17 protein-coding genes and 1 riboswitch are annotated in these 26,210 nt (G+C 70.9%); of the genes, 8 read left to right on the top strand and 9 right to left on the bottom strand.

Features of this window, described 5'->3' with window-relative positions; all coding sequences use genetic code 11:
- Positions 1-83: 83 nt before the first annotated feature.
- Together DEA06_RS01575 and DEA06_RS01580 are read left to right on the top strand one after the other, a co-directional pair.
- Entirely contained in the window at positions 84-1,970 is a 1,887-nt protein-coding gene (locus DEA06_RS01575; protein ID WP_116646202.1) for an ABC transporter ATP-binding protein, read from the top strand.
- Positions 1,971-2,200: 230 nt separating this feature from the next.
- A complete protein-coding gene (locus tag DEA06_RS01580) occupies positions 2,201-6,691 on the top strand; it encodes a glycoside hydrolase family 97 protein (protein ID WP_116646203.1) in 4,491 nt (1,496 codons plus the stop codon).
- A gap of 60 nt (positions 6,692-6,751) precedes the next feature.
- Here DEA06_RS01580 and DEA06_RS01585 read toward each other — a convergent pair whose 3' ends face one another.
- The 7 genes from DEA06_RS01585 to DEA06_RS01615 form a co-directional block, all read right to left on the bottom strand.
- A complete protein-coding gene (locus DEA06_RS01585; protein ID WP_116646204.1) occupies positions 6,752-7,639 on the bottom strand; it encodes a DUF559 domain-containing protein in 888 nt (295 codons plus the stop codon).
- 154 nt (positions 7,640-7,793) lie between these two features.
- Entirely contained in the window at positions 7,794-8,696 is a 903-nt protein-coding gene (locus DEA06_RS01590) for a glycosyltransferase family 2 protein (protein ID WP_116646205.1), read from the bottom strand.
- Positions 8,693-9,832 carry a cysteine desulfurase family protein gene (locus DEA06_RS01595; protein ID WP_116646206.1) on the bottom strand — a complete coding sequence of 380 codons (1,140 nt, stop codon included), beginning with the start codon at positions 9,830-9,832 and terminating at the stop codon, positions 8,693-8,695. Before DEA06_RS01595 ends, DEA06_RS01590 begins: the two co-directional genes overlap by 4 nt.
- Positions 9,833-9,835: 3 nt before the next feature.
- Positions 9,836-10,693 carry a carboxylating nicotinate-nucleotide diphosphorylase gene (gene nadC / locus DEA06_RS01600; RefSeq protein ID WP_116646207.1) on the bottom strand — a complete coding sequence of 286 codons (858 nt, stop codon included), beginning with the start codon at positions 10,691-10,693 and terminating at the stop codon, positions 9,836-9,838.
- Positions 10,690-12,297, bottom strand: a complete 1,608-nt coding sequence (gene nadB, locus DEA06_RS01605) for an L-aspartate oxidase (protein ID WP_240606756.1) — start codon at positions 12,295-12,297, stop codon at positions 10,690-10,692. The genes nadC and nadB overlap by 4 nt, the downstream gene beginning before the upstream one ends.
- A complete protein-coding gene (gene nadA, locus DEA06_RS01610) occupies positions 12,294-13,622 on the bottom strand; it encodes a quinolinate synthase NadA (RefSeq protein WP_116646208.1) in 1,329 nt (442 codons plus the stop codon). The genes nadB and nadA overlap by 4 nt, the downstream gene beginning before the upstream one ends.
- 11 nt (positions 13,623-13,633) lie before the next feature.
- Entirely contained in the window at positions 13,634-14,350 is a 717-nt protein-coding gene (locus DEA06_RS01615) for an NUDIX domain-containing protein (RefSeq protein ID WP_116646780.1), read from the bottom strand.
- A gap of 100 nt (positions 14,351-14,450) precedes the next feature.
- Between DEA06_RS01615 and DEA06_RS01620 the strand changes: the two genes are divergently transcribed.
- From DEA06_RS01620 to gcvP, 4 genes are all read left to right on the top strand, one after another.
- Positions 14,451-15,623 (top strand): MarP family serine protease, encoded by a 1,173-nt coding sequence (locus DEA06_RS01620; protein ID WP_116646209.1) that lies wholly within the window; start codon positions 14,451-14,453, stop codon positions 15,621-15,623.
- Positions 15,624-15,697: 74 nt separating this feature from the next.
- Positions 15,698-15,793: riboswitch (glycine riboswitch) on the top strand.
- Positions 15,794-15,948: 155 nt separating this feature from the next.
- Positions 15,949-17,121, top strand: a complete 1,173-nt coding sequence (locus DEA06_RS01625; RefSeq protein WP_116646781.1) for a glycine cleavage system aminomethyltransferase GcvT — start codon at positions 15,949-15,951, stop codon at positions 17,119-17,121.
- On the top strand, positions 17,118-17,501 hold the full coding sequence (gcvH, locus tag DEA06_RS01630) for a glycine cleavage system protein GcvH (protein ID WP_116646210.1): 384 nt from the start codon (positions 17,118-17,120) through the stop codon (positions 17,499-17,501). The genes DEA06_RS01625 and gcvH overlap by 4 nt, the downstream gene beginning before the upstream one ends.
- Complete coding sequence (gene gcvP / locus DEA06_RS01635; protein ID WP_116646211.1) at positions 17,498-20,374, top strand: aminomethyl-transferring glycine dehydrogenase; 2,877 nt, start codon at positions 17,498-17,500, stop codon at positions 20,372-20,374. The genes gcvH and gcvP overlap by 4 nt, the downstream gene beginning before the upstream one ends.
- A gap of 29 nt (positions 20,375-20,403) precedes the next feature.
- Here gcvP and DEA06_RS01640 read toward each other — a convergent pair whose 3' ends face one another.
- Positions 20,404-21,426: a hypothetical protein gene (locus DEA06_RS01640; protein ID WP_116646212.1), complete on the bottom strand. Its 1,023-nt coding sequence runs from the start codon at positions 21,424-21,426 to the stop codon at positions 20,404-20,406.
- 195 nt (positions 21,427-21,621) lie between these two features.
- Entirely contained in the window at positions 21,622-22,425 is an 804-nt protein-coding gene (locus DEA06_RS01645; RefSeq protein WP_116646213.1) for a CPBP family intramembrane glutamic endopeptidase, read from the bottom strand.
- A gap of 70 nt (positions 22,426-22,495) precedes the next feature.
- Between DEA06_RS01645 and DEA06_RS01650 the strand changes: the two genes are divergently transcribed.
- Together DEA06_RS01650 and DEA06_RS01655 are read left to right on the top strand one after the other, a co-directional pair.
- On the top strand, positions 22,496-24,220 hold the full coding sequence (locus DEA06_RS01650) for an ABC transporter substrate-binding protein (RefSeq protein WP_165817898.1): 1,725 nt from the start codon (positions 22,496-22,498) through the stop codon (positions 24,218-24,220).
- Positions 24,221-24,402: 182 nt separating this feature from the next.
- Entirely contained in the window at positions 24,403-26,193 is a 1,791-nt protein-coding gene (locus tag DEA06_RS01655; RefSeq protein ID WP_116646215.1) for an ABC transporter family substrate-binding protein, read from the top strand.
- The last annotated feature ends 17 nt before the right edge of the window (positions 26,194-26,210 follow it).

Raw genomic sequence — 26,210 nt, forward strand, 5'->3', positions numbered from 1 at the left:
GGCATTCCCTCGACGGCGAACAATCTCGATCGGCGGTGCGCATCCCGGGCCCGGTGTCGGCGGGCGGACGTAGGCTGACCGGCATGAGCATGGCAGGCGGCGTCGGATTCCGCGGCGTCGACATCGAGGCGCAGCGAAAGCGCAACGCCGATGCCCCACGGGTGACGAACCTCGGCAGCCGGGTGGTCGCGCTCTTCCGCCCCTACCGGTGGCGCATCGCGATCACGGCGCTCCTGGTCGTTCTCGGCGCCGCCGTCGCGGTCGTGCCGCCGCTGCTGGTGCAGCGCATCTTCGACGACGGCCTGTTCCCCGTCGCCGGGGGGCCGCCCGACATCCCGGTGCTCGTGCGGCTCGTCGTGCTGATGATCGCGTTCTTCCTGCTCTCGGCGGTGCTCGGCGTCGGTCAGACGTGGCTCACCGCCACCGTGGGCAACGCGGTGACAGGAGACCTGCGCCTGCGGCTCTTCGACCACCTGCAGGCGATGGAGCTCGGCTTCTTCACCCGCACCAAGACCGGAGTGATCCAGTCGCGCCTCCAGAACGACGTCGGGGGAGTCTCCGGCGTGCTGACGAACACGGTCACCAGCATCCTGGGCAATACCGTCACGGTCGTCGCCTCACTCGTGGCCATGGTGCTCATCGACTGGCGGCTGACCCTCATCGCCGTGGTGATGATGCCGATCCTCGTGCTGGTGCAGCGGCGGGTCGGCCAGGTGCGGGCGCGCATCGCGGGCGAGACCCAGGAGTCGCTGTCGGAGCTCACCTCCATCACGCAGGAGACGCTCAGCGTCTCGGGCATCCTGTTGTCGAAGTCGTTCAACCGCCAACGCGCCGAGTCGGGGCGGTTCGCCAACGAGAACACCAACCAGGTGCGCCTGCAGGTGCGCCGCGCGATGAGCGGGCAGGGGTTCTTCGCCGTCGTGCAGGTGCTCATGGCGAGCGTGCCGGCCGTGATCTATCTCGTGGCGGGGTTCCTCGTCACCGGCGGCGATGGCGGAACGGTCACGGCGGGAACGATCGTCGCCTTCACCACCGTGCAGGCGCGATTGCTCATGCCGCTGATGGGACTCATGCGCGTGGCCCTCGATCTGCAGACGTCGGCGGCTCTGTTCGCCCGCATCTTCGAATACCTCGACCTGGTTCCCGCGATCACCGACAAGCCCGACGCGATCGACGTCACGCAGGCCCCGGGGCCGCTCGGGCGCCTCGAGTTCCGTGATGTGCAGTTCCGCTACCCCGATGCGGCAGAGGCCGCGCGTCCCACCCTCGACGGGGTGTCGTTCGTGGCCGAGCCCGGGCGGCACGTGGCGTTCGTCGGCCCGTCGGGGGCCGGCAAGACGACGATCCTCTACCTCGCACCGCGCATGTACGAGGCGTCCGGGGGTGCGGTGGTGTTCGCCGGGGCCGACGTGCGCGACCTGCGCGCCGAGTCGGTGATCGACCAGATCGGAATCGTGTCGCAGGAGACCTATCTCTTCCACGCCACGATCCGCGAGAACCTCCGCTACGCCCGGCCCGATGCGACCGACGCCGAGCTCGAGGCCGCCTGCCGATCGGCGAACATCCACCACGTGATCGCCGGGTTCGAGAACGGTTACGACACGGTGGTCGGCGAGCGGGGCTACCGGCTGTCGGGCGGAGAGAAGCAGCGCATCGCCATCGCGCGCGTGCTGCTGAAAGATCCGCCCGTCCTCCTTCTCGACGAGGCGACGAGCGCGCTCGACACCGTCTCGGAGCGCATCGTGCAGGAGGCATTGGATGCTGCGGCCCGCGGCCGCACGACGCTCACCGTCGCCCATCGCCTGTCGACGGTGATCGGTGCCGACGTGATCCACGTCGTCGACGACGGACGGATCGTGGAGTCGGGCACCCACTCGCAGCTCCTCGCCGCGGGCGGCCTGTATGCGAGCCTCGCCGCCGAGCAGCTGGCAGCGACCCGCGTGCTGACCGAGGAGCAGACGGCGGGCTGACGTTCAGCTGACACCGATTCAGCTGTCGCGAGCCGGGGTGAGATGCGCGCCGGAGACCCCGACTCACGGCACCTCGGCGACCCGGGCACGCGGAGTGTTCGTTCGCGCGCGAGGTCTCGTTCACCTTCGCGCACATCGCCCGTTCTCTGCGCCGCGGGACGGTGACGGTGCCCGAACACACCGTCTCCGCGGACGCGCCGTGCGCGCACGCCCGCCAGCCAGGGAGAACCATGCCTCTTCTGCTCGCCGCCCCGAAGCGTCGGCTTCCGCTTCTCCTCGGTGGAGGTGCCACCGCTGCGGTGGTCGTCGCCGGGGTTCTGGTCGCAACCCTCGCCGGGGGTGCCGCATCCGCTCTCGAGGGCTCCGGAACGGCCGAGGCCCCCTACGTCATCGACGACGCGGCGGAGTTCTCGACCTTCATCCAGAGCGTCAACGCCGACACGGCCGGAACGGGGGCCGCCGCCGCGCACTACGAGCTCGGCGCCGACATCGCCCTCACCGCACCGGTGCCGATGATCAACAGCTTCGCCGGTGTGCTCGACGGCGCCGGACACACGGTCTTCGGACTCTCGATCGACTACTCGACGTCGGCCGCCTACCAGGCGTCCAACGGCGTCAACAAGACCGCGGCCCTCATCAACGCGCAGCGCGGCACGGTCGAGCGCATCGGCTTCAGCCAGGTCTCGATCACGGGAACCAGCGCGGCCGAGTCGCAGACGACCGCGACCAAGAAGGCCACGGTGGCCGCTCACAACTACGGACTCATCGACCAGGTCTACGCCCTCGGTTCGGTGGACGGCGGGTGGCGTACGGGCGGCCTCGTCGCCGACAACATGGGTGGCGGAACCATCCAGAACAGCTACTTCCGCGGGTCGGTCGTCTCGGGCTGGGAGGCGGGCGGAATCACCGCACGCAACGACAACGCCGGCGTCGAGAAGATCACGAACGTCTACGTCAGCGGCACCGTGTCGACCGCGACCCGCAACATCGGCATGATCGCCGGCTACAGCTACAGCACGGCCACCATCCGCGGCGCGGTCGCCCTCGACGGCTCGGTCACTCAGGGGTCTGGCCAGTCCGCCAACAACATCGGTCGCATCAACGGTCAGAACAACACCAGCGTCGGCAGCCGCGGTGCGACCTACGCCGACAACCTCGCGCTCGATTCGATCCGTCTGACCACGGGCACGGCGGGCGTGACGGTCACCGGCACCGCCGCCGACCGACAGGGCCTGTCGAAGACCTCCGCCGAGCTGACCCAGCAGTCGACGTTCGAGAGCATCGGCTGGGACTTCACGTCGACCTGGCGGATGGATGCGGCGACGCTGCGCCCGCACCTCGGAGGAGTCGCCGAGAAGGCGGCGCCCGTCGTCTCGACGCCCACGCCCACCCCCACCCCCACCCCGACCCCGACGGTCGCCGACCTCACGTCGTCCTCCGCCGTGACCAGTCCCGACGGCAAGACCGTCGCCACGGTGCGCACCGACGCCGCGGGAGACCTCACCTACTCCGTCACGCAGGACGGCAGCACGATCGTTCGCGACTCCGCCCTCGGCCTGGTCGTCGACGGCATCGATTGGGGCCAGGGCGTCTCTCTCGGCACCGCCGTCACCTCGACGACCGATGAGTCGTACCCGTTGATGGGCCTGAACGACACCGGACGCGACCACCGCAACACCAGCGTGCTCCCGCTGCGCAAGGGCGACGGGTCGCTCGTCTCGGTCGAGGTTCGCGTCTTCGATACCGGCGTCGCCGTCCGCTACGTGCTCGACCCCTCCCTGGTCGGCGCGGTCGTCTCGCGCGAAGACACGGCGTTCTCGTTCGACCCGGCGTCGACCCTGACCTACCAGGCGGTCACGGCGAGCACCATCGACGACCTGCAGAACAGCTTCGCCCGGTCGAGCTTCGATGCCGCCGGCGACCGCGACATCACGGTGCTGCCCACGGTGGAGACCCCCGACGGGCACGTCGCCAACATCACCGAGGCGAACATCCTCGACTGGCCCGCGATCGCGTTGAAGACCACCCGGAGCGGCGTCATCTCGACCTACTACTGGGCGACCGACAACGGGCAGGGCACGTTCGCCGTGAAGGCCGAGAGCCCGCACTCGCCGTTCCGTGTCATCACGATCGCCGACAACCTGACCGACTTCACCAACTCCGACATCGTCACCGCCGTGAACCCGGCGATCGACACGTCGGTGTTCCCGGGCGGCGACACGAGCTGGATCGAACCCGGCACGAACGCCTGGTCGACGCTGACGACCAACGATCAGAGCGTCACCGGCATGCAGGCGCTCCTCGACGCCGCATCCGACGCCCGCATCCCCGGGATCCTCATCGAGGGAAACCTCACGCACTCCTCGTGGGGGTCGACCACCGCCCAGCGGTTCGCGAACATCGCGGCCCTCGTCGAGCGCGGGAAGGCGAAGGCGTTCCCGGTCTCGGTGTGGCTGTGGACCGACTACGACAGAGCGGCCGGCGTCGACAGCACGTTCACCGCCGGTGTCACGTACGACTCGGCAAGCCCCTACCCGCAGGTGAGCCTGCAGAACCCCGACCTGCGCGAGGCCTACCTCGACCTGGTGCGGGCGACGGGCATCGCCGGCACGAAGGTCGACCACACCAACGAAGAGACCGAGACCAAGGTCACCTTCTTCCGCGACTTCGCCCGCGACTCCGCGGCTCGCAAGCTCATGGTGATCTATCACAACCCGCTCGAGCCGACGGGTCTCAACCGCACCTATCCCAACGAGCTCGGGCGCGAAGCGATCAAGGGCCTTCAGTCGGGCTACAGCGCGAACCAGCAGACCCTCGCGCCGTTCACGCGCCTGATCGCCGGCACCGCCGACTACACGCCGTTCCTGCTGTCGGGATCGGGTGGCAACGTCACCTGGGCGCACCAGCTCGCTTCCACGGTCGTCTACTCGATGCCGTATCTGCAGCTCTCGGAGCGCCCCGACCACCTCGCTCCCGGCGGGCAGTACCACGACCTCGTCGGCGACGTCATCGCGAACCTGCCGACCACGTGGAAGCAGAGCCGGATGCTGCCGCAGAGCGCGATCGGCGCGACCACCGCGGTCGTGCGCGAGACCTCGGACGGGGAGTTCTGGATCGCCGTGACGGCGGGGGCAAGCGCCGGCGGTGAGATGTCGATCCCGCTCGACTTCCTGCCGTCGGGCACGACCTATAACGCCGACGTCTACGCGGACAAGAGCACATCCTCCGCGATGAGCCGCACGGTGTCGCAGGTCGACAGCGCGTCGACGCTCACCGCAGCGGTGCGCAACGGCGGGGGCTTCGTCGCCCGCATCACGACCGGGGCGATCGACAACCCGCTCGGCGAGGGCGGGACGAACGGCTACACGATCGACGACGAGGCCGACCTCGCGCTCATCGCGCAGCATCCGATGGCCACCTTCACGCTCACCGCCGACATCACCCTCACCAAGCCCTGGACCCCGGTGCCGTCGTTCCTCGGCACCATCGACGGCAACGGTCACAAGATCGTCGGCCTCGAGGTCGAGGGCGGTGCGTCGAAGGCGTTCATCCTCAACAACTCGGGCGTGATCCGCCGGCTGGGGTTCGTCGATCCGGTCTCGACGGTCGCCGCACCGTACGTGCAGAGCACACGCGTCGCCGTGGTCGCCGTCGCCAACGCGGGTCTGATCGACGAGGTCTTCGTGCGGGGCGCCGAGGTCACGGGCGGATGGCGGACGGCGCCGATCGCGGCCGAGAACACCGGTGAGGTGCGCTCGAGCTACACCGTGGACGCGAAGGTCGTATCGAACTGGGAGGCGGGCGGCCTTGTCGCGTGGAACTCCGCGGCGGGCGTGCTGACGAAGAACTATGTCGTCGGCGCCGACGTGCGCGCCGAGGTGCAGAACGGCGGCATCCTCACCGGCTACGGCTACTCGGGCACCCAGGTGCGCGGCAACGTCGTCGTGAGCGGGTCGATCACCACGGCGAACGCTCCGCGGGCCCGCATCGTGGCCCGCGAGAACGGCGTGCCCACCTACAGCGACAACCTCGCGCTCGCGACGGCTCAGGTCAACGGGGCTGCCGTGACCGGTGGCACCGCGGGCAACCGCAACGGCGCCGACCGCACCGCGCAGGAGCTCGCCACCGCCTCGACGTACGAGGCGATCGGGTGGGACTTCTCGGAGGTGTGGGAGTTCGACACCGACAAGGGTCGCCCGGTGCTCCGGGCCGTGGACGAGGCGGTCGCCTCCGGGCCGTCGACGGCCTCGCAGCAGGTGCAGGTCGCTGTGCCGCAGATCTCGGAGGGCGAGTTCGTCTGGAGCATCGACGGGTCGAACGACACCGTCGACCTGGGCGAGGCCGTGCAGGGGCCGGGGTACTTCCAGGCGACGGGCGAGATCCACCCGATCCGCGTGACCGACACCCGCCGCACGGCCGGAGCGTGGTCGCTGTCGGGCCAGGTCACCGACTTCACCGGCACCGCCGGCACGTTCGGCGCGGAGCACCTCGGATGGACCCCGAAGATCGTCGAACCAGGCGCGGGTGCCCGTGCCGGTGCCGCCGTGGCGCCCGCGCTCGACGGGGGCACCGGACTCGGCGTGTCGGCGACGCTCGGCTCGGCCGACTCCGGGCACGCGACGGGCTCGGCGCGACTGGGCGCCGACCTGCTGTTCAAGCTGCCCGCCGAGGTCGCCGACGGCACCTACCGCGGCACGCTGACCCTGACGGCGCTCGGCTGAGCGCATGAGTTGCCGCAACTCGGGGCCTTACCCGGCAGGGTGACCCCGAGTTGCGGCAACTCAGCGCGAGAGGGCGGCGGACAGGTCGGACAGGAACCCGGTGGGGTCCTGGAGATCCCGCTGGGTAACCTGCAGCACGGTCCAGCCCAGCGCCTCGAGGCGACGGCGGCGCGCGATGTCTCTGCGCCACTGGTCCCTGTCGCGGTGGTAGTCGCCCTCGTACTCGATGGCGATCTTCCGCTCGGGGTAGGCGAGGTCGACCCGGGCCACGAACCGCCCTGCGCCATCACGCACGACGTGATTCACCTCCGGGAGCAGTAAGCCCGCCTCGTGGAGGACGATCCGCAGCTCCGACTCCTTCGGCGACTCGGCGCGACCGTCGAGGAGCTCGAGGGCGGCGTCGAGACGGGGTCGTCCGCGCCGGCCCGGCCACGCTCCGGCGGCGGCTGCGAGGTCGGCGATCGTCGCGAGACGCCGGTGCAGCACGGCGTCGCCGACCGCGACCAGCTCTCCGAGCCTCAGGACGGCGGCGAGATCGCAGAAGGTGCGGGCCGGCGTCGTGCAGAGCACCCCGTGGCGCCGGTCGGCGTCGTCACGACGGCACGAGACCTGGTGGCCGATCGTGCCGGAGCCGCGTGGCGCGCGTGCTCCGCGGGGAACGCTGATGTGGAGGTCGGACTGGCGCGTCGTCTCCGGCGGCAGGGGGAGGCCGTGCAGACCGGCGGCGGTCGTGTGGCTGAAGGCGGCGAAGTGCGGAAGCCGGGTCGCCCTGGCGCGACACCGTTCGATCAGTGAGGGCTCGCCGACACCCGTGCGCACCCCGTAGAAGGGAGCGGCGAGGTCGGAGGCGCGCAGCCGGTCGGGCGACACCCCGTGCCGTCGCGCGTCGGCGACCGTGAAGGGGGCGCCGCGGAGCCCCGGCGGCAGCGGTCTCGGTGCGGCGGGCATGCGGCCAGCCTCCCGCGCACGCGCCGTACCGCGCCGCATCCGCCCCCCGTTGTGGACGACCCGGCCCGCCCGACGACCTGGGGAGGCGAGCCCGATTCGCCGAGTTGCCGCGATCTGGGCTTACCCCGCGCGGGAGGGCCCGGATTGCGGCAACTCAGCGCGAGAGGGCGGCGAGGCCGTGTTCGAAATCCTCCACCGCTTGGCGGTAGGCGTCGTCGGGGTGGCTGCGGGCGATCTCGCGTAGCGGGGGCAGATCCATCGCACGCACGAGACGCACACGCTCGGCGACGGCGGCAGTGTGGCCCGCAGCATCGAGGATCCCGATGCCGGCCCGCAGCGCCTCGAGGTAGTCGGTCAGCACGTCGAGGCGGGCCGTGCGCTGCGTGATCGATGAGCCGTCGGCACGCTGACGCCAGTGGACGACGACCTCGGGTACGACGTCGAACGCGCGGGCCCGGGTGTACATCAGCTGTGCGACGACCTGGTCTTCGTACAGGCGTCCCTCCGGGAAGCGCAGTCCGGTGCGGTGCCAGAAGTCGGTGCGGCTGACCTTCGACCACGCCACGATGTTGCCGGATGCTGCGGGGTGCGCCTCGAGCGTCGTACCGGCGCGCGCGGGGTCGGTCGCCGCCGCCACCCACGACTGAACGGCCCCGGGGCGGTAGTGTCCTTCGTCGTCGGGCCTCAGCCGCACGTACGCGCCCGCGGCGAAGTCGCTGCCGGAGGCGTCGAGCGTGTCGAGGAGCGTCTCGAGCGCCGCCGGTGTCAGCACGTCGTCGGCGTCGAGGAAGCCGAGGAAGGGCGTGTCGACGAGGTCGAGCCCGGCGTTGCGCGCGGCGCCGAGCCCGCGCTGATGCGTGTGCGTGACGACGCGGAAGCGGGGGTCGGCGTCGGCGGCGGCACGGAAGATCGCCGCGGTGCCGTCGGTCGATCCGTCGTCGACGAGCACGGCCGTCCAGTCGCCGCGGGTCTGGCCGCGCAGAGAGTCGAGCGCGTCGGCGGCGTACTCGGCCACGTCGTAGCCGGGGACGACGATCGTGATGGCGGGGTCGCTCACGGCGCCGATCCTACGGCCGCCACGGAGGCGGCGAGGGCGTCGGCGACGTCATCGAGAGGGGCGCTCAGGTCGTGCGGGAAGGTGAACCGCACCGCCGTCCGGGCAACGTCTGCGCCGAGGCCGAGCGCGGTCAGCACGTGCGACGGATCGTCGCTGCCGGCCGCGCACGCCGACCCGCTGGAGGAGACGACCCCGCGCCTCTCGAGCTCGAGCAGGATCGCCTCGCCGCTGGTTCCGGGGAAGACGAAGCTCGCCGTGCCGGGAAGGCGCCTCGCGGGATGCCCGGTGAGGGCGGCCCGGGGGACCGTCGCGAGCACCCGGGCGACGAACGCGTCGCGGAACGCGCCCACTCGGGCGGCGGACTCCTCGCGTTCGGCCTCGGCGAGCTCGAGCGCGGTGGCGATCGCGACCGCACCCGCGACGTCTTCGGTGCCCGACCGGCGGCCGCGCTCCTGGCCGCCGCCGTGCATGAGCGGCTCGAGCGGGATGCGCCCGCGCACGGCGAGCACGCCCGTACCCTTCGGCGCCCCGAGCTTGTGGCCGGCGATCGTGAGGGCATCGGCGCCGAGATCTCGCAGGGGCAGCCAGCCGGCCGCCTGCACGGCGTCGAGGTGCAGAGGGACCCCGCGCGCCCGCGTTGCGGCGGCGAGGGCCGCAGCATCCTGGATCGTGCCGATCTCGTTGTTCGCGTAGCCGATCGACACGAGCGCGGTGTCATCGGCGATCGCGGCGGCGAGATCTGCCGCGTCGACGAGGCCGGTCGCGTCGACGGGCAGCACGTCGACCTCGAATCGGTGGATCCGACGCAGGTAGTCGGCCGACTGCAGGATCGACTCGTGCTCGATCGGTGTCGTCACGACACGCCCCGCGCCGCGGTTCGCCTGCGCCGCGATCGCGATCCCCTTGAGTGCGAGATTGTTCGCCTCCGTGCCGCCGGAGGTGAAGACGACATCGCCGCGCCGCATGCCGAGAACGGCCGCGACCCGCGAGCGCGCGTCGTCGAGGGCGGATGCCGCGGCCTCGCCCACTGTGTGGTGGCTCGACGGGTTGCCGAACCAGCGGGTCAGGAACGGCATCATCGCCTCGAGAACCTCGGTGCGCACCGGGGTGGTCGCGGCGTTGTCGAGATACCGCACGGATCAGCCCGCGTCGATGGCGATGTCGAGTCCGAGGTCGAGCGCGCGCGCGGAGTGGGTGAGGGCCCCCACCGAGATGACGTCGACGCCCGTCTCGGCGATCGCCCGCACCGTCTCGAGGTTCACTCCGCCGGATGCTTCGACCGTGACACGGCCCGCTACCCGCTCGACACCGGCGCGCAGGTCGTCGAGTGAGAAGTTGTCGAGCATGATCGTTCCGATCCCCGCGGCGAGCACCGCATCGATCTGGTCGAGCCGGTCGACCTCGACCTCCACGTGCGTGGTGTGGGGGAGACGGGCGATCGCGCCCTGCAGTGCGGCGGTGACCGACAGTCCCGTCGCCGTGAGGACGGCGAGGTGGTTGTCCTTCGCCATGACCGCGTCGGACAGCGAGAAGCGGTGGTTGTGACCGCCGCCACTGCGCACCGCGTGCCGTTCGAACGCGCGGAGCCCGGGCGTCGTCTTGCGGGTGTCGACGATGCGCGCGCCCGTGTGGGCGACCTCGGCGACGTAGGCGGCGGTGAGGGTCGCGATCCCCGACATCCGCTGGGTGAAGTTGAGCCCGATCCGCTCGGCGGTCAGCACGCCGCGGGCGGGTCCTGTCACCCGGGCGAGCACGTCGCCGGGCGCGAAGACCGCCCCGTCGTCGATGAGCAGCTCGACGGCGATGCGGTCGTCGGTCAGCCGGAACGCCGCGGCGAACACCTCGCCCCCGCTGAAGACCCCGCTCTCCCGAGCGACGAGGTCGGCCCGTGCCGTGGCCGTCTCGGGAATGAGGCTCTCGCTGGTGAGGTCGCCCCAGGGGGCGTCCTCGTCGAGGGCGGCGGCGACCACGCGGTCGATCCGGGCGCGGTTCATCATGCGTTGATCCCTTCGAGAACGCGCCGCAGGGGAGCGTGCGACGCTGCGGCGGGGCGCCGCGTGCCCGGGGTCGCGCCGTCGGCGCGGTGGTGGGCTCCGACCGACAGGGGGCGGCGGCGGGCGGCGTCGACGACGTGCGCGGCGACGAGCAGCAGGTGCGCGTCTTCGTGGTCGGCGACGGTGCGAGCCGTGCGCGGTGCGGCAGACCAGGCGGCCAGCACGGATGCGGCGCGGCCGAGACCTTCGGCGGTACGGGTGAGCGCAGCATCCGCCCACATCAGCCGCTGCAGCGCGGCGCGCGAGAACGGTTCGGTGCGAGCGGTCATGGGCGGCTCGAGGAGAGGCGAGGGGAGTGCTGCGGGGACGGGCCACCGACCGGATGCCGCGTCGGCGCCGACCGCGTCGCCCACCCGCGCACCGAACACCGCGCCCTCGAGGAGCGAGTTCGACGCGAGTCGGTTCGCGCCGTGCACCCCGGTGCGCGCGGCTTCGCCCGCCGCGTACAGGCCGGGCACGGTCGTGCGGCCGTCGAGGTCGGTGACGACGCCGCCCATGAGGTAGTGCGCGGCGGGAGTGACGGGGATGGGCTCGCGCGACCAGTCGTAGCCGCGTTCGCGGACGGTGCGGTCGATGGTCGGGAAGCGCCGTGCGAGGAACTCCGCCCCGAGCGCGGTGGCGTCGAGCACGACGGGTGCGTCGTGCTGGGCCGCCATCGCGCGGTCGATCGCGCGCGCCACCACGTCGCGCGGGGCCAGCTCGCCGTCGGGGTGCGCGTCGAAGGCGAACCGGCGTCCCGTCGCGTCGCGGAGCACCGCGCCCTCGCCGCGCACGGCCTCGGAGATGAGGAACGGCGCGGCGGCGTCGCCGGCGAGGCCCGCGCGCCCCGGCAGGACGGTCGGGTGGAACTGCACGAACTCGAGGTCGGCCACCGCTGCGCCGGCGCGGAGGGCGAGCGCGATCCCGTCACCGGTCGCCACCGACGGGTTGGTGGTGTGGGCGTACAGCTGCCCTGCGCCGCCGGTGGCGAGCACGACCGCGTCTGCGGCGATCACGCGGCGCTCGCCGTCGTGGAGGATCTCGACACCCACGACACGACCGCGATCGAGGGCGAGGTCGGTGACGAGCGCGTGCTCGACGAGCGTCGCCGCGCTCTCGCGGATCCGTGCGACGAGCGCCGCCTCGATGGCCGCGCCCGTGGCGTCGCCGCCGGCGTGCAGCACGCGGGGGGCGGAGTGCGCGGCCTCGAGCCCGGCGCTCACCGTGCCGTCGGGGTCGCGGTCGAAGGCCACGCCGCGGGCGATGAGTTCTTCGACACGAGCGGGGCCCTCGGTGACGAGCGTGCGCACCGCGATCTCGTCGTTCAGGCCCGCGCCGGCGACGAGCGTGTCGTGCGCGTGGTCGTCGACGCTGTCGGTCGGCGTCCAGACCGCGGCGATGCCGCCCTGGGCGTACCGCGTGTTCGACTCGCTCACCGCTCGCTTGGTGACGACGGTGACACGGCAGCCCGTCTCGAGCGCGTGCAACGCCGCGGTCAGCCCGGCGATGCCCGAACCGACCACGACCACCGTCGAGGGGGACGCCGCGGCAGCCGACAGGTCGCTCACGGCTTGGCCGCCAGCATCCGCTCGAGGGCGACCGTCGCGGGTTCGGACACCGACGCGGGAACGGTGATGCGATTGAGCACCTCGCCTGCGACCAGCGCCTCGAGCACCCAGGCGAGGTAGCCGGGGTGGATGCGGTACATCGTCGAGCACGGGCAGACGACGGGGTCGAGGCAGAAGATCTCGTGCTGCGGGTACTGGGCGGCCAGACGCTGCACGAGGTTCACCTCGGTGCCGATCGCGAACGTCGTCGGCTCGGTCGCGGCGGCGATGGCCTTCTGGATGTAGTCGGTGGATCCGGCCTCATCCGCCGCATCCACCACCTCCATCGGGCACTCGGGGTGCAGGATCACGCGGACTCCCGGGTGCTCGGCGCGCGCCTTGTCGATCTGCTCGACCGAGAAGCGCCGGTGCACCGAGCAGAAGCCGTGCCACAGGATCACGCGGCTGTCGAGCAGGGTCGCGTCGTCGTTGCCGCCGAGGGGGCGGCGGGGGTTCCACATCGGCATCTGCTCGAGCGGCACGCCCATCGCCTTGGCCGTGTTGCGGCCGAGGTGCTGGTCGGGGAAGAAGAGCACCCGGCGCCCGCGGGCGAACGCCCACTCGAGCACGGTGCGCGCGTTCGACGACGTGCAGACGATGCCGCCGTGGCGTCCGACGAAGCCCTTGATCGCGGCCGAGGAGTTCATGTAGGTGACGGGGATCACCGGCACGCGTCCGTCGGCGTCGACCGCCTCGAGGTCGCCGAAGACGTCTTCGAGCTGCTCCCAGCATTCCTCGACCTGATCGATGTCGGCCATGTCGGCCATCGAGCATCCGGCGGCGAGGTTGGGGAGGATGACCGCCTGCTCGGGCCGGGAGAGGAGGTCGGCGGTCTCGGCCATGAAGTGAACGCCGCAGAAGACGATGGCCTCGGCCTCGGGGTGGGCCTTGGCTGCGTTCGCGAGCTGGAACGAGTCGCCCACGTAGTCGGCGTGACGCACGACCTCTTCGCGCTGGTAGAAGTGCCCCAGCACCACGGCGCGGTCGCCGAGGGCCGCTTTCGCGGCTCGCACGCGCGCGTCGAGCTCCTCGTCGGAGGCATCGCGATACTCCTGCGGCAGCTCGCCCTGTCGTGGCGACCCCGTCGGGATCACATCGCCCATCGACGACCCGGGACCGTACCCGGGGCGGGTGTCGAAGTTCCACGGACCCGCGGCGAGGTCGGTGGTGCAGGTGGAGTTGAGCGACGCGCCCGCCACGATCGCCTGGATCTCGTGGTCGACCGACGGGTCGAGCGGGGGGCCGTCGCCGCGGCGCAGGTCGAGGGTCAGGGGTGTCGCGGTCATGGGGGCTCCCATCAGTGGCGTGCGGTCAACGGACCGCGCTCGGCGAGCTCGACGTCGGGGTCGTAGCGGTACAGGCGGGCGGGGCGGTGGCTTCCGGTGCGGAAGCGCTCGGTCGGGAAGAGGGTGCCGGAGCCTTCGACCTGGCGCCGGAAGTTCGCGGGGTCGAGTCGGCGGCCGAGGATCGCCTCGTACACCTCGCGCAGCTCCGCGAGGGTGAACTCCGGCGGCAGCAGCCCGTGTGCGATACGGCTGTAGCCGACCTTGGAGCGCAGGCGCCAGAGGGCGTACTCGACGATCTCGTTGTGGTCGAAGGCGAGGCGGGGGAGCGAGGCGGCGTCGAACCACTCGACGTTCTCGGGGGCGTCACCCTGGGCCGCGTGCGCGTCGACCTGGGCGTCGACCTCGTCGGCGCGCAGCAGCGCCCAGTAGACGATCGAGACGACACGGGCGGGCGAGCGGCCCACGCCGCCGAACGCGTAGAGCTGCTCGAGGTAGCTGGCCGAGAGCCCGGTGGTCTCGCCGAGGGTGCGGGATGCGGCGTCCTCCAGCTCTTCGGCGGGATCGAGCCATCCGCCGGGCAGTGCCCACAGTCCGTCGAACGGGTCGCGCGTGCGGCGGACGAGAGGCAGCATCAGCTCGGCCGGCGCGGAGTCTTCGGTGCGCCGCAGGCTGAAGATCACCGTGGAGACGGCGACGCGGGCGGCTTCGGGAGACGTGCTTTGTGTCATGGTGACCATTACCTCGCGACGATCTTATAGTCAGCGCGACTCGAAGCACAAACCAGGACCCGCTCAGCCACCACCCCTACGCTGTCCGGAGGAGGTACCCGTGCTCGTCGTCGATGTCGTTCTCATCGTGCTGCTCGTCGTATCGGCGATCGTCGGATTGCGCCGTGGCCTGCTCGCCAGCGTCGGGCTGTTCGCGGGCATCGCGCTCGGCGCGGCCGTCGCCTACTGGCTCATGCCGCTGGCCGGGTCGTGGGTCTCCGACCCGTCGTGGCGTCTCGTGACGGTCATCTCCGTCGGCATCGGCCTGCTGCTCCTGGGCGCGGCCGTCGGCTCGGCCATCGGTCGGTCGTTGCGACGAGGCGTCGACCGCATCAAACTCCGCGTGCCGGAACGGATCCTCGGCGGGCTCGCCAGCCTCGTCGGAGCCGCGCTCGCGATCTCGTTCCTCGGCGGAGCGCTGGTGTCCACCGGAACCCCCGTCATCTCCAGCGCCCTGGCGTCATCGACCGTCCTGCGCACCATCGACACCGTCACCCCGGCCCCCGTGCGGGCCACCCTCGCCCAGCTGCGCGGTTCGGTGTTCGGCGACGGCCTTCCCCGACTGGGCGAGCTGCTCGAGCCGGCGCTCGTGCCCGCCGCCCCCGCGGTGTCGCTCGACGACCCCGCGCTCACCGCCGCAGCCCAGTCGGTCGCGAAGATCACCGGTGTCGCCTACGCGTGCGGCATCACGGCCACCGGCACCGGCTTCGCCGTGGCCCCCGACCGCATCGTGACGAACGCCCACGTGGTGGCCGGGGTCGAGCAGCCCGTGGTCGAACTCCCCGGGCGACCGGCACAGGACGGACGCATCGTCTACTTCGACCCCGTCGACGACCTGGCCGTCATCGCGGTGGACGGACTGGATGCGACGCCCCTCGCGATCTCCGACAGCCTCCCGGTCGGATCGGCCGCCGTGGTGCAGGGGTATCCGCACGGTGGTCCGTTCACGTCGGGCAACGCGCAGGTCGTCTCGGTCGGCACGCCGAGCGTCCCCGACATCTACGACGCGAGTTCGACACCCCGTGACATCTACGCCCTGTCGGCCATCGTGCGTCCCGGCAACTCCGGCGGGCCGCTCCTCACCCCGTCGGGCGAGGTGGCCGGTGTCGTCTTCGCGCGCTCCGACAGCGACGACGACGTGGGATACGCCATGACCCCGGTCGAACTCGACCCGGTGATCGCGCGCCTGGGCGAATTCGACGCCCCGGTCGCCTCCGGAGCCTGCACCGCCTGAGGTGGTGCGGCGAGCACCTCCCGCTACGGCGAGCAGCTCCCGCTATGCTGAGCGCGACAAGTCCATACGGCCCCATGATCGTTGCGGGAGAGCCTCGGCACAATCCAGCCGGGCACCGAAGGAGCAAGCCTCCCCGCCAATCTCTCAGGTACGCGTACCGCGCCGATCGGGCCACTCTGGAAAGCGATGCCGAGCGGTGCTCGGCGTCCGCCGACGGTGAAAGGCGCAGCATCCGTTCTTCGATGCCGAGCTGAAACTCTCAGGCCCATGACAGAGGGGGAGTTCCCGCCACCGAGAGGTGGCACCCGACGACCGGGAGAACTCGATGTCAGAACCCCGCTCCACCCCGCTTCACCAGCGCCATGAGTCGCTCGGCGCGACCTTCACCGACTTCGGTGGATGGCTCATGCCGGTGCGCTACGCCTCCGACCTCGCCGAGCACCGAGCCGTCCGCGAGGCCGCGGGTCTGTTCGACATCTCGCACATGGCCGAGTTCTGGGTGCACGAGGGCCGCGCCGCCGACTTCCTCGACTACGCCCTCGCCGGTCGCGTCTCGGCCATGCCGGTGGGCACGGCGAAGTACTCGCTCGTGCTCGCCGACGACGGCGGCATCGTCGACGACGTCATCGTCTACCGCACGGGCGGGGAGTACTTCCTCGTGGTCGCCAACGCCGGCAACCGAGCCGCCGTCGCGGCGGCGCTGGATGCGGCGCTCGCCGCCTGGGCTCGCGTGCACGCCTTCCTCGACGAACCCGTCGAGGGGGATTTCGCCGGCGTGCCCGGAGCCGAGCTGCCCCGCGTCGAAGACGTCAGCGACCAGACCGCGCTCCTGGCCGTCCAGGGGCCGCGGGCGCGCGCGATCGTCGACGCCACGGCCGGTGTCGACATCACCGGCACCGCGCTCGGCGAGCTGGGGTACTACGCCTGGACCGGCGGCACCTTCGACGGGGCCTCCCTCTTCGTTGCGCGCACCGGGTACACCGGGGAGGACGGCTTCGAGCTCCTCGTGCCGAACCGGGTCGCCGTCGCCCTGTGGGACGCCCTGCTGGCCGCGGGCGAGGCGTTCGGCCTCGTGCCCGCCGGTCTCGCGGCGCGCGACACGCTGCGCCTCGAGGCGGGCATGCCGCTCTACGGTCACGAGCTCACGCGCGACGTCGTGCCCGCCCAGGCGGGGCTCGCGCGCGCGGTCGCGCTCGACAAGGACGACTTCATCGGCAAGGGTGCGCTCGCCGCCGACACCGCGGATCGGCCGGTGCTCGTCGGTCTCGTCTCCGACGGCAAGCGCGCGGGGCGCGCGGGCTACGCCGTGTACGACGCAGACACCCGGGTCGGCGAGATCACCAGCGGTGCGCTGAGCCCGACCCTGCAGCATCCGATCGCCCTCGCCTTCGTCTCGCCCGAATCGAGCGCGCTCGGAACCGAACTCGCCATCGATGTGCGCGGCACGCGCATCCCCGCAACCGTGACCGCTCTGCCGTTCTACCGGAGGAAGAAATGACCGATCTCGACGCCCTCTCCTACACCGCCGAGCACGAGTGGATCGCGTCGGACGACGCCGTCGCCACCGTCGGCATCACCGACTTCGCCGCCGACAAGCTGGGCGACGTGGTCTTCGTCGACCTTCCCGCGGTCGGCTCGGTCGTCTCCGCCGCCGAGGTCTGCGGAGAGATCGAGTCGACGAAGTCGGTCGGCGAGCTCTACGCGCCGCTCTCGGGCGAGGTCGTCGAGATCAACGCCGCCGTCGTCGATGACCCCTCGCTCGTCAACAGCGACCCGTTCGGCGATGGGTGGCTGCTGAAGATCCGCGTCGACTCCTCGGCATCGGCCGACCTGCTCGACCGCGCGGCGTACGTCGCCCTCACCGGGGGCGCGGCGTGACCACGCCCTTCGTCGACCGGCACATCGGAACGGATGCTGCCGCCCAGCGCCGCATGCTCGACACGCTCGGCTACGACTCGGTCGACGCCCTCGTGCGGGCGGCCGTCCCGGCGTCGATCCACGTGCGACCTCGCGAGACCACCTCGATCCCCGAGGCCGCGAGCGAGGCCGAGACCCTCGCCGAGCTGCGGGAGCTGGCGGGCGACAACCGGCCGGCGCGCCCCATGATCGGCCTCGGCTACTACGACACCGTCACCCCGTCGGTCATCACGCGGAACGTGTTGGAGAACCCCTCCTGGTACACCGCGTACACGCCCTACCAGCCCGAGATCTCGCAGGGCCGGCTCGAGGCCCTGATTAATTTCCAGACGATGGTGAGCGACCTCACCGGCCTCGCCACGGCGAACGCCTCGATGCTCGACGAGGCCACCGCCGCCGTCGAGGGGATGCTGCTGGCCCGTCGTGCGTCGAGGTCGAAGAGCGAGGTGTTCCTCGTCGACGCCGACGCGCTTCCTCAGACGAAGGCCGTGCTCGAGCACCGCGCCGCCGCCGTGGGGGTGGAGATCGTCGTGGTCGACTTCCGCGTCTGGGAGGCGGCGGGAGGTCAGGGCGACCGTGCGTTCCCCGACGCGTTCGGGGTGTTCATCCAGTACCCGGGTGCGTCCGGCCGCGTCTGGGATCCGACGGCGGCGATCGGCGCGGTGCAGGAGCGCGGCGGTCTCGCCGTCGTGGCGGCCGACCTGCTGGCGCTGACGTTGCTGCGTTCGCCGGGCTCGCTCGGAGCCGACGTCGCCGTAGGCACCACGCAGCGCTTCGGCGTGCCGCTCGGGTTCGGCGGACCGCACGCGGGATACATGGCCGTTCGCGGCGGTCTCGAGCGTCAGCTGCCCGGGCGCCTCGTGGGCGTGTCGCAGGATGCCGCGGGAAACCCCGCTTACCGCCTGTCGCTGCAGACCCGCGAGCAGCACATCCGCCGCGAGAAGGCCACGTCGAACATCTGCACCGCGCAGGTGCTGCTGGCCGTGATGGCCGCGATGTACGCCGTGTATCACGGTGCCGACGGACTCCGGGAGATCGCGACCGATGTGGCACGCAAGGCCGATGCGCTCTCGGCCGAGCTGCGCGCGTTCGGGCTGTCGACAGCATCCGATTCGTTCTTCGACACGATCCGCGTGACCACCCCCGGTCCGGCGGGGCGCGTCATCGACCGTGCCCGCGCGCTGGGCTACCAGCTGCTGTGGGTCGATGACGCCACGGTCGGCGTCTCGGTCGACGAGACCACCACCGCGCGCGATCTCGCGGCCGTGGCGGAGGCCTTCGGGCTGCCGCGTTCCGAGCGGCTCTCGCTCGACGACGCCCTGCCGCTGCGCGGGGTGAGCGGCGGGATGCGGCGGATCGACGAGTTCCTGACGCACGCGGTGTTCTCGAGCCACCGCAGCGAGACCGCGATGATGCGCTACCTGAAGCAGCTCGCCGACCGCGACTACGCGCTCGATCGCGGCATGATCCCGCTCGGGTCGTGCACGATGAAGCTCAACGCGGCGACCGAGATGGCCGCGGTGTCGTGGCCGGAGTTCTCGCGCGTGCACCCCTTCGCGCCCGAGGCCGACGTGCACGGCTACCTCACGATGATCGAGCAGCTCGAGACGTGGCTCGCCGAGATGACCGGGTACGACGCGGTGTCGCTGCAGCCCAACGCCGGGTCGCAGGGCGAGCTCGCCGGGCTCCTGGCGATCCGCGGCTTCCACCGGGCGAACGGAGACGAGGGTCGCACGGTGTGCCTCATCCCGTCGTCGGCGCACGGCACGAACGCCGCGTCTGCGGTGCTGGCGGGCATGCGGGTCGTCGTCGTCGCGTGCGACGAGGCCGGCAACGTCGATCTCGACGACCTGCGGGCGAAGATCGCGCTGCACGCCGCCGAGCTCGCCGCGCTCATGATCACGTATCCCTCGACCCACGGGGTGTACGAGCACGACGTGCTCGAGATCACGCGGGCGGTGCACGACGCGGGCGGGCAGGTGTACGTCGACGGGGCGAACCTCAACGCCCTGCTCGGATACGCGCGGTTCGGCGATCTGGGCGGCGACGTGTCGCACCTGAACCTGCACAAGACGTTCGCCATCCCGCACGGCGGCGGCGGGCCCGGTGTGGGACCGGTGGCGGCCAAGGCCCATCTGGCGCCCTACCTGCCGTCCCACCCGTTCTCCCCGCGCCGCGCGTCGTACGGCGTCGACGGCGGACCGGTGTCGGCCGCCGCCCACGGTTCCGCCGGGATCCTCCCGATCTCGTGGGCCTACGTGCGAATGATGGGGGCCGCCGGGCTGCGGGAGGCCACCGGTGCCGCCGTGCTGTCGGCGAACTACCTCGCCGCGCGGCTCCGCGCGCACTACCCGGTGCTGTACACCGGCGCCGACGGCCTGGTCGCGCACGAGTGCATCCTCGATCTGCGGCCCCTCCGCGAGGAGACCGGCATCACCGTCGACGACGTCGCCAAGCGCTTGATCGACTACGGCTTCCACGCCCCGACGATGTCGTTCCCCGTCGCGGGCACGCTCATGATCGAGCCGACCGAGTCGGAGGACCTCGCCGAGCTCGAGCGCTTCGTCGAGGCCATGATCGCGATCAAGGCCGAGGCCGTCGCCGTGGCCGAGGGGGAGTGGCCCGCCGCCGACAACCCGCTCGTGAACGCCCCGCACACGGCCGAGTCGACGATCTCGGGCCCGTGGCAGCATCCGTACTCCCGCGAACGAGCGGTGTACCCGGTGCGGTCGCTCATCCGCACGAAGTACTGGCCGCCCGTGCGCCGCATCGACCAGGCCTACGGCGACCGCAACCTGGTCTGCGCCTGCCCGCCGCCCGAGGCCTTCGCCTGACCCGCGGGTGGGTTCCTGACCGCGAGACTTCAACCTGGCGACGAGACAGCGGCGTAGCGCTGCAGTCTCGTCGCTGGGGTGAAGTCTCGCGGCTGGGTCGAGGACCGGAGAGCGCGTCGGAGAGAGAACAGCTGGGCCGAGTCTTCGGGGCCGATCAGCGGCAGCCCGGCGGAGCGCAGCATGGCACGCAGGGGTGTGGCGGCGATCGCCTCCGCCCACCCCCAGTGCACGACCGCTCGAGCACCGCGTTCGAAGAGCCGGGCATCGCGGGCATGGCGCTCGCGCATGACGGTGTTGTGCTCGCCGAATCGACCGTCGTACTTGAGGTCGCCGTCGCCCTCGCCGACGATCCGCATCTCGGGCCACCACTTATCGACACGATCCCCCGCGGATGCTTCGTCCCCGAGCCAGACCTGGAGCTCGGGTCGAGGAAAACCCAGCCATTCGAGCACGGCTCTGTCGACGGATTCGAGCGGAGACTCGGCCGATGGCGACACGCGGTCCAAGACCCACCGCGCGCGGAGTCGACCGCGCGACGAGGCGCGCGATTCGTTCTCTCCGACGAGGGAGGCCGTCCCGATCCCGGTGTCCCGCCGCAGCGCCGCGTCGCCGACGGCAAGAGCCACGGCGTTGTGCCGCGAGCGGGCGAGATCGATCACCGTGTCGCGGACGGTGGTGCGCCGCATCCCACCTGCGGTGTCCATCGAACGGTGCTCCGACGTGGTGTGGACCAGCACGCCTCCCGACACGCGCGACGTCGACGAGTCGTCGCGAAGGACATGGACGGTGCCGGGATCACCGAACACTGGCAGGCTGTGGAGCACGCTGGCCGATTCGAGACAGAACACGCTGTCGGGATGCCGTAGAGCGGCCGCGTGCACCCGCGCCGCGTAACGATCCCACGGAGCGAGGGCGTTCCATTCGTCGCTGAGTGCGTACACGCCACGGATCACGCGCGTCAGTTCTCCCGATCGCACGCCCCGTGACGCGTCGCGGACTTCTGCGGTGGGGATGAGGGCGATGGGACTTCGGGCGACGTCGGGCTCGTTCATGAGGGAAGGCTCTCGCCCTCTGCCCGGTCGTCGGCGGCGATCTCCGAATGCTGTGGATCGCCGCCGCCTCTTCGTGCCCTGTGCAGGCGCGGGCGCCCGCCCGCTGCCCGCCCGCCCGCCGACCCCGAGACTTCATCCCGTATACGAGACTGCGCGCGAGGGTAGCTGTCTCGTATAGGGGATGAAGTCTCGGGGTCAGGATGCGGGGGCGAAGACGCCGGGCCAGAGGGACGCCGCCAGGGGGTACCCCACGAAGGCGACGACGTCGAGCAGGGTGTGGGCGATGACGAGGGGCATCACGCGCCCCCAGCGCTTGTAGCACCAGCCGAAGACGACGCCCATGACGACGTTGCCGAGCACCGCTCCGAGGCCCTGGTACGCGTGGTAGGCGCCGCGGAGCGCGGCGGTGGAGAGAATGATCGTCCACCACGACCAGCCGATGCGACGCAGCCGGTCGAAGAGGTACGCGATGAAGATGACCTCTTCGGTCAGGCCGGCACGCATGGCCGACAGGACGAGCAGAGGCACCGCCCACCAGGCGGAGTCGATCGGCGACGCCACCACGGCGACGTTGAAGCCGGTCACGCGGGCCAGTGCATAGAGCCCGAGGCCGGGGATGCCGATGATGGCCGCCAGCGCGACGCCGCGGCCGAGGTCGCCGCCGAAGCGCGTGAAGTCGAGCCCGATGCGCCGCAGCGCGTTCGTGCCGGGCTCCCACAGCAGGTAGATGACCAGCGCGACCGTCGCCAGGGCGAAGCCGACGGAGAGCAGGCGGTAGAACGCGTCCCAGAGAGCCTCGGCGTCCTGCGCCGGGTTCAGCTGCGTCTGCTGCTGCCCGATCGGAGTCGTCCGCAGCGATGCACGGATCAGCGAGAGCACCGAGTACAGCGCCGACTGCCCGACGCTGATCGCCAGGACGAGCGAGACCTCCCAGATCCAGCGCGTCCGCGCCGCCGGGGTGATCGGGGTGGGTCCCGAGGGCGGGGCATCCGTGGGCATCCTCCCAGGGTGCCACAGGGCGATGTGCGACGATTCTCAAGGTTTTTCACGCAGGAGGTCGACAAGCTTTATGGGTTCGGGACGAAAGCCGAAGAACATCGTGCGGGCAGCGGTCGCCGCCGTCGCCGTGGTGGCGCTGCTGAGCGGCTGCACCGCCGCGGCGCCGCCGACCGAACCGGAGCCGACCCCACCGCCCACGACGGCGACGGTCGGCGTCGTCGGCCAGTTCACCAGCTTCAACCCCGAGACGTCGCAGGGTGCGACCCACGCGAACCTCGCCGTCTCGCAGTATCTCCACGAGTCGTTCGCCTACATCGGAGACGACCTCCAGGTCACCGGCAACACGGGGTTCGGCGAGGTCGAGAAGATCTCCGACGACCCGCTGACCGTGGTCTATTCGCTCCACGAGGGGCGCAAGTGGTCGGACGGCACCCTCGTGACCATGGAGGACCTGCTGTTCGGCTGGGCGGTCAACACCGGATGGTTCGACGACGCCGCCTACAACGAGCAGGGCAACGTCGTCAGCGGCACGCGCTACTTCGACACGGCGAAGACCGAATCGCTGAACAGCGACACCGAGCGCGCCGAGATCGACACGCGCAAGCGCATCATGACGGTCACCTACGACGACCCGTTCGCCGACTGGAACCGCCAGTGGCTGCTCGATCGCCCGCTCCACGTCGTCGCCCAGAAGGCGGGCGTCTCCGCCGGTGACATCCTGCGCGTCATCCGCGAGGCGCCGAAGGGCGACCCCGAGGCGCCCGCCGAGCCGAACGCCACTCTGCTCGCGGCCGGACGCGCGTGGTCGACCGGGTTCGACGTCGACCCCGCCGCGCCCGATCTGTCCGGCGCGGTCTCGAACGGTCCGTACATGGTGGAGTCGCTGCAGAGCGACCGCCTCGAACTCGTCCGCAATCCCGTCTACGAGGGCGCCAACTATCCGGCCATCGATCGCCTCACGGTGCGCTTCTTCCCCGATGAGCAATCGCAGCTCGACGCGGTCCAGGCGGGCGAGGTCGACGTGGCCAACCTGGGGGCCGTCTCGGAGGCGACGATCGGACGCCTCGAGTCGGCCGGCGCCGAGGTGCTGACCGGGGCGCGCCCGCGCACCCTCAGCCTCATCTTCGTCGACGAGGCCGAACGCATGGACGACACGACCCGCGAGGCGCTGATGTTGTCCCTCGACAGGAAGCACCTCGTGGAGGAGTCGGTCGGTGGGGTGAATGCGGATGCGGCGCCCCTGCGCTCGTTCATCTCCTCTGCCGCGTCGGGGTCGGCGTACCGCGACGTGATCGCCGACAACGGTTCGCCCGGCGACGGGCCCGACGTCGACCGGGCGACCTCCCTGCTCGACGGGGAGGAGCCGCAGGTGCGCATCCGTTACGAGCCGACCGACACGGTCGCCGCCGATCTGTTCGCAGAGATCGCGCGCATGGCCGAGGCTGCGGGCATCGACGTCCGCCCCGCCGGCGACGACGACCAGGCCGACGCGGAGCTCGTCTCGGCCGACGTCAGCGGTTCGCTCTACGAGACGGCCCGCCAGCGCGTGACGGAAGGTGCCGGGGGAGTGGACGCCGTTCGGGCTCTGCTGGAGATGCGTCGGAGCACTGATCCCGAGCAGGTCATCGAGGTCGGGCAGGACGTGGACCGTGCGCTGTTCGATGATCTGTACGGGATGCCGCTCGTCGAAGCGTCGGGGGTCGTCGCTCACTCCGCGAAGGTGAGCGGGGTCTCGTACACGAGCTCGCTGTGGGCCGCTCCGAGCCAGTTCTGGACCTGGCAGCCTGTCAAATGACCTGAAGGCGGGTCGTTTTTGTCAGATTGCTACATCAGACGCGCCGCGAGTTAAGGGTATGTAACGTTTGCGCCGATAGTTTTGACCAAGGCTGATCGTTTACTTATCGTTTCCCTATCTGTGTCCCGCCGAGGCCCCCCCGATTCGGCGTGGACGCGCTCACCCCTTGCACAGGAGGAAATGTGTCAGAAAACACGTGGCGCAAACGCGCCCTCGTGACCGGAGCGGGAGTGGCCGTCACGGCGCTCGCGCTCGCCGGTTGCACCACCGCGCCCGCGGAAGAGACCCCCGCCGAGAGCGGCGGAACCGTCACCATCGCCACCACGAACCCTTTCACCTCGTTCAACGGCGACACCCCCGACGCGAACCTCGACACCAACGGCATGGTGGGCTACCTCACCGGCGTGTCCGGCGGACTCGGCCTCGGCGGCTTCCTGCGCCTCGACAAGGACTTCAGCATCCTGTCGAACGACGACTTCGGCACCATCGAGACGGTCTCCGAAGACCCGCTGACCGTCAAGTACACCCTCAATGAAGGTCTGACCTGGTCGGACGGCGAGCCCATCACCGCCGACGACATGCTCGTGAACTGGGCCATCAACTCGGGCTACTACAACGACGCCGAGATCGACGCCTCGACCGGCGACGTCACCAACGGCGGAACGCAGTACTTCACGCTCGCAGGCAGCACCGCGGGCCTGGACACCACGGACTTCCCCGAGATCGGCGACGACAACATGTCGATGACGATCACGTACGGAACGCCGTTCGTGGACTACCAGCTCGTCAACCCCATCGGCAAGCCGGCTCACGTGCTCGCCGAGAAGGCGGGCGTCTCGCTCGAGGAGCTCATCACGACGCTCAACGACACCCCCAAGGGCGACACGGCCGCTCCCGTGGCCCCGAATGCAACCCTGAAGGCCGCCGCCGACTTCTGGAACACCGGCTACGACGTCACGACCATGCCGAGCGACGAAAGCCTCCTCGTCGGTAGCGGACCGTTCATCGTGACCGACTTCCAGGCGGAGTCGAGCATCACGCTGGAGAAGAACCCCGAGTACAAGGGCACCATGTCGCCCGCGTACGACCAGCTGATCATCCGCTTCATCGGCGACCCGAACGCGCAGGTCACGGCCCTCCAGAACGGCGAGGTCAACGCGATCCAGCCGCAGCCGTCTGCCGACACGCTGACCGCGCTCGAGGCGAACAGCGCCACCGTGCACGCCGGCAACCAGGTCGCCTACGACCACCTCGACCTGACCTTCGGCGGCGTGTTCGCCGAGGCGAACGTGCGCGAGGCCTTCCTCAAGACGATCCCGCGCCAGCAGATCCTCGACTCGATCATCACGCCGGTCAACCCCGACGCCGAGGTGCTCAACTCGCAGATCTTCCTGCCGACCGATGCCGAGTACACCGACGCCGTCGCGGCGAGCGGCTACGACGCGTTCACCGAGCCCGACATCGAGGGCGCCAAGGCGCTCCTCGCCGGAGCGACGCCGACGGTGCGGATCCTCTACAACACCAACAACCCGAACCGTGTCGACAGCTTCCGCGCCATCCAGCAGTCGGCGCAGCAGGCGGGCTTCGTGATCGAGGACGCCGGCTCGCCCGACTGGAGCTCGCTCCTGGGCTCCGGCAGCTACGACGCGTCGATCTTCGGCTGGGTCTCGCCGGGTGCCGGTAACGCCGCCCTGCCGCAGATCTTCAAGACCAACGGTGGCGGTAACTACAACCTCTACACCAACGCCGACGTCGACACCCTCGTCGACGAGAGCCAGGTCACGGTCGACAGCGACGCCCTGCAGCAGCTCAAGATCGAGATCGACGCGAAGACGGCGCAGGACTTCTACGGTCTGCCGCTGTTCCAGACGCCGGGTCTGTTCGCCGACAACGGCACCGTCACGGGCATCGACTACTTCGGTGGCCAGACGGGCATCGTGTGGAACGCCCAGGAGTGGACGCTGGCCGGCTGATAGCCGCCCGGTGACCA

The organism is Microbacterium sp. Gd 4-13 (assembly GCF_003095395.1).
Taxonomy (GTDB): Bacteria; Actinomycetota; Actinomycetes; order Actinomycetales; family Microbacteriaceae; genus Microbacterium.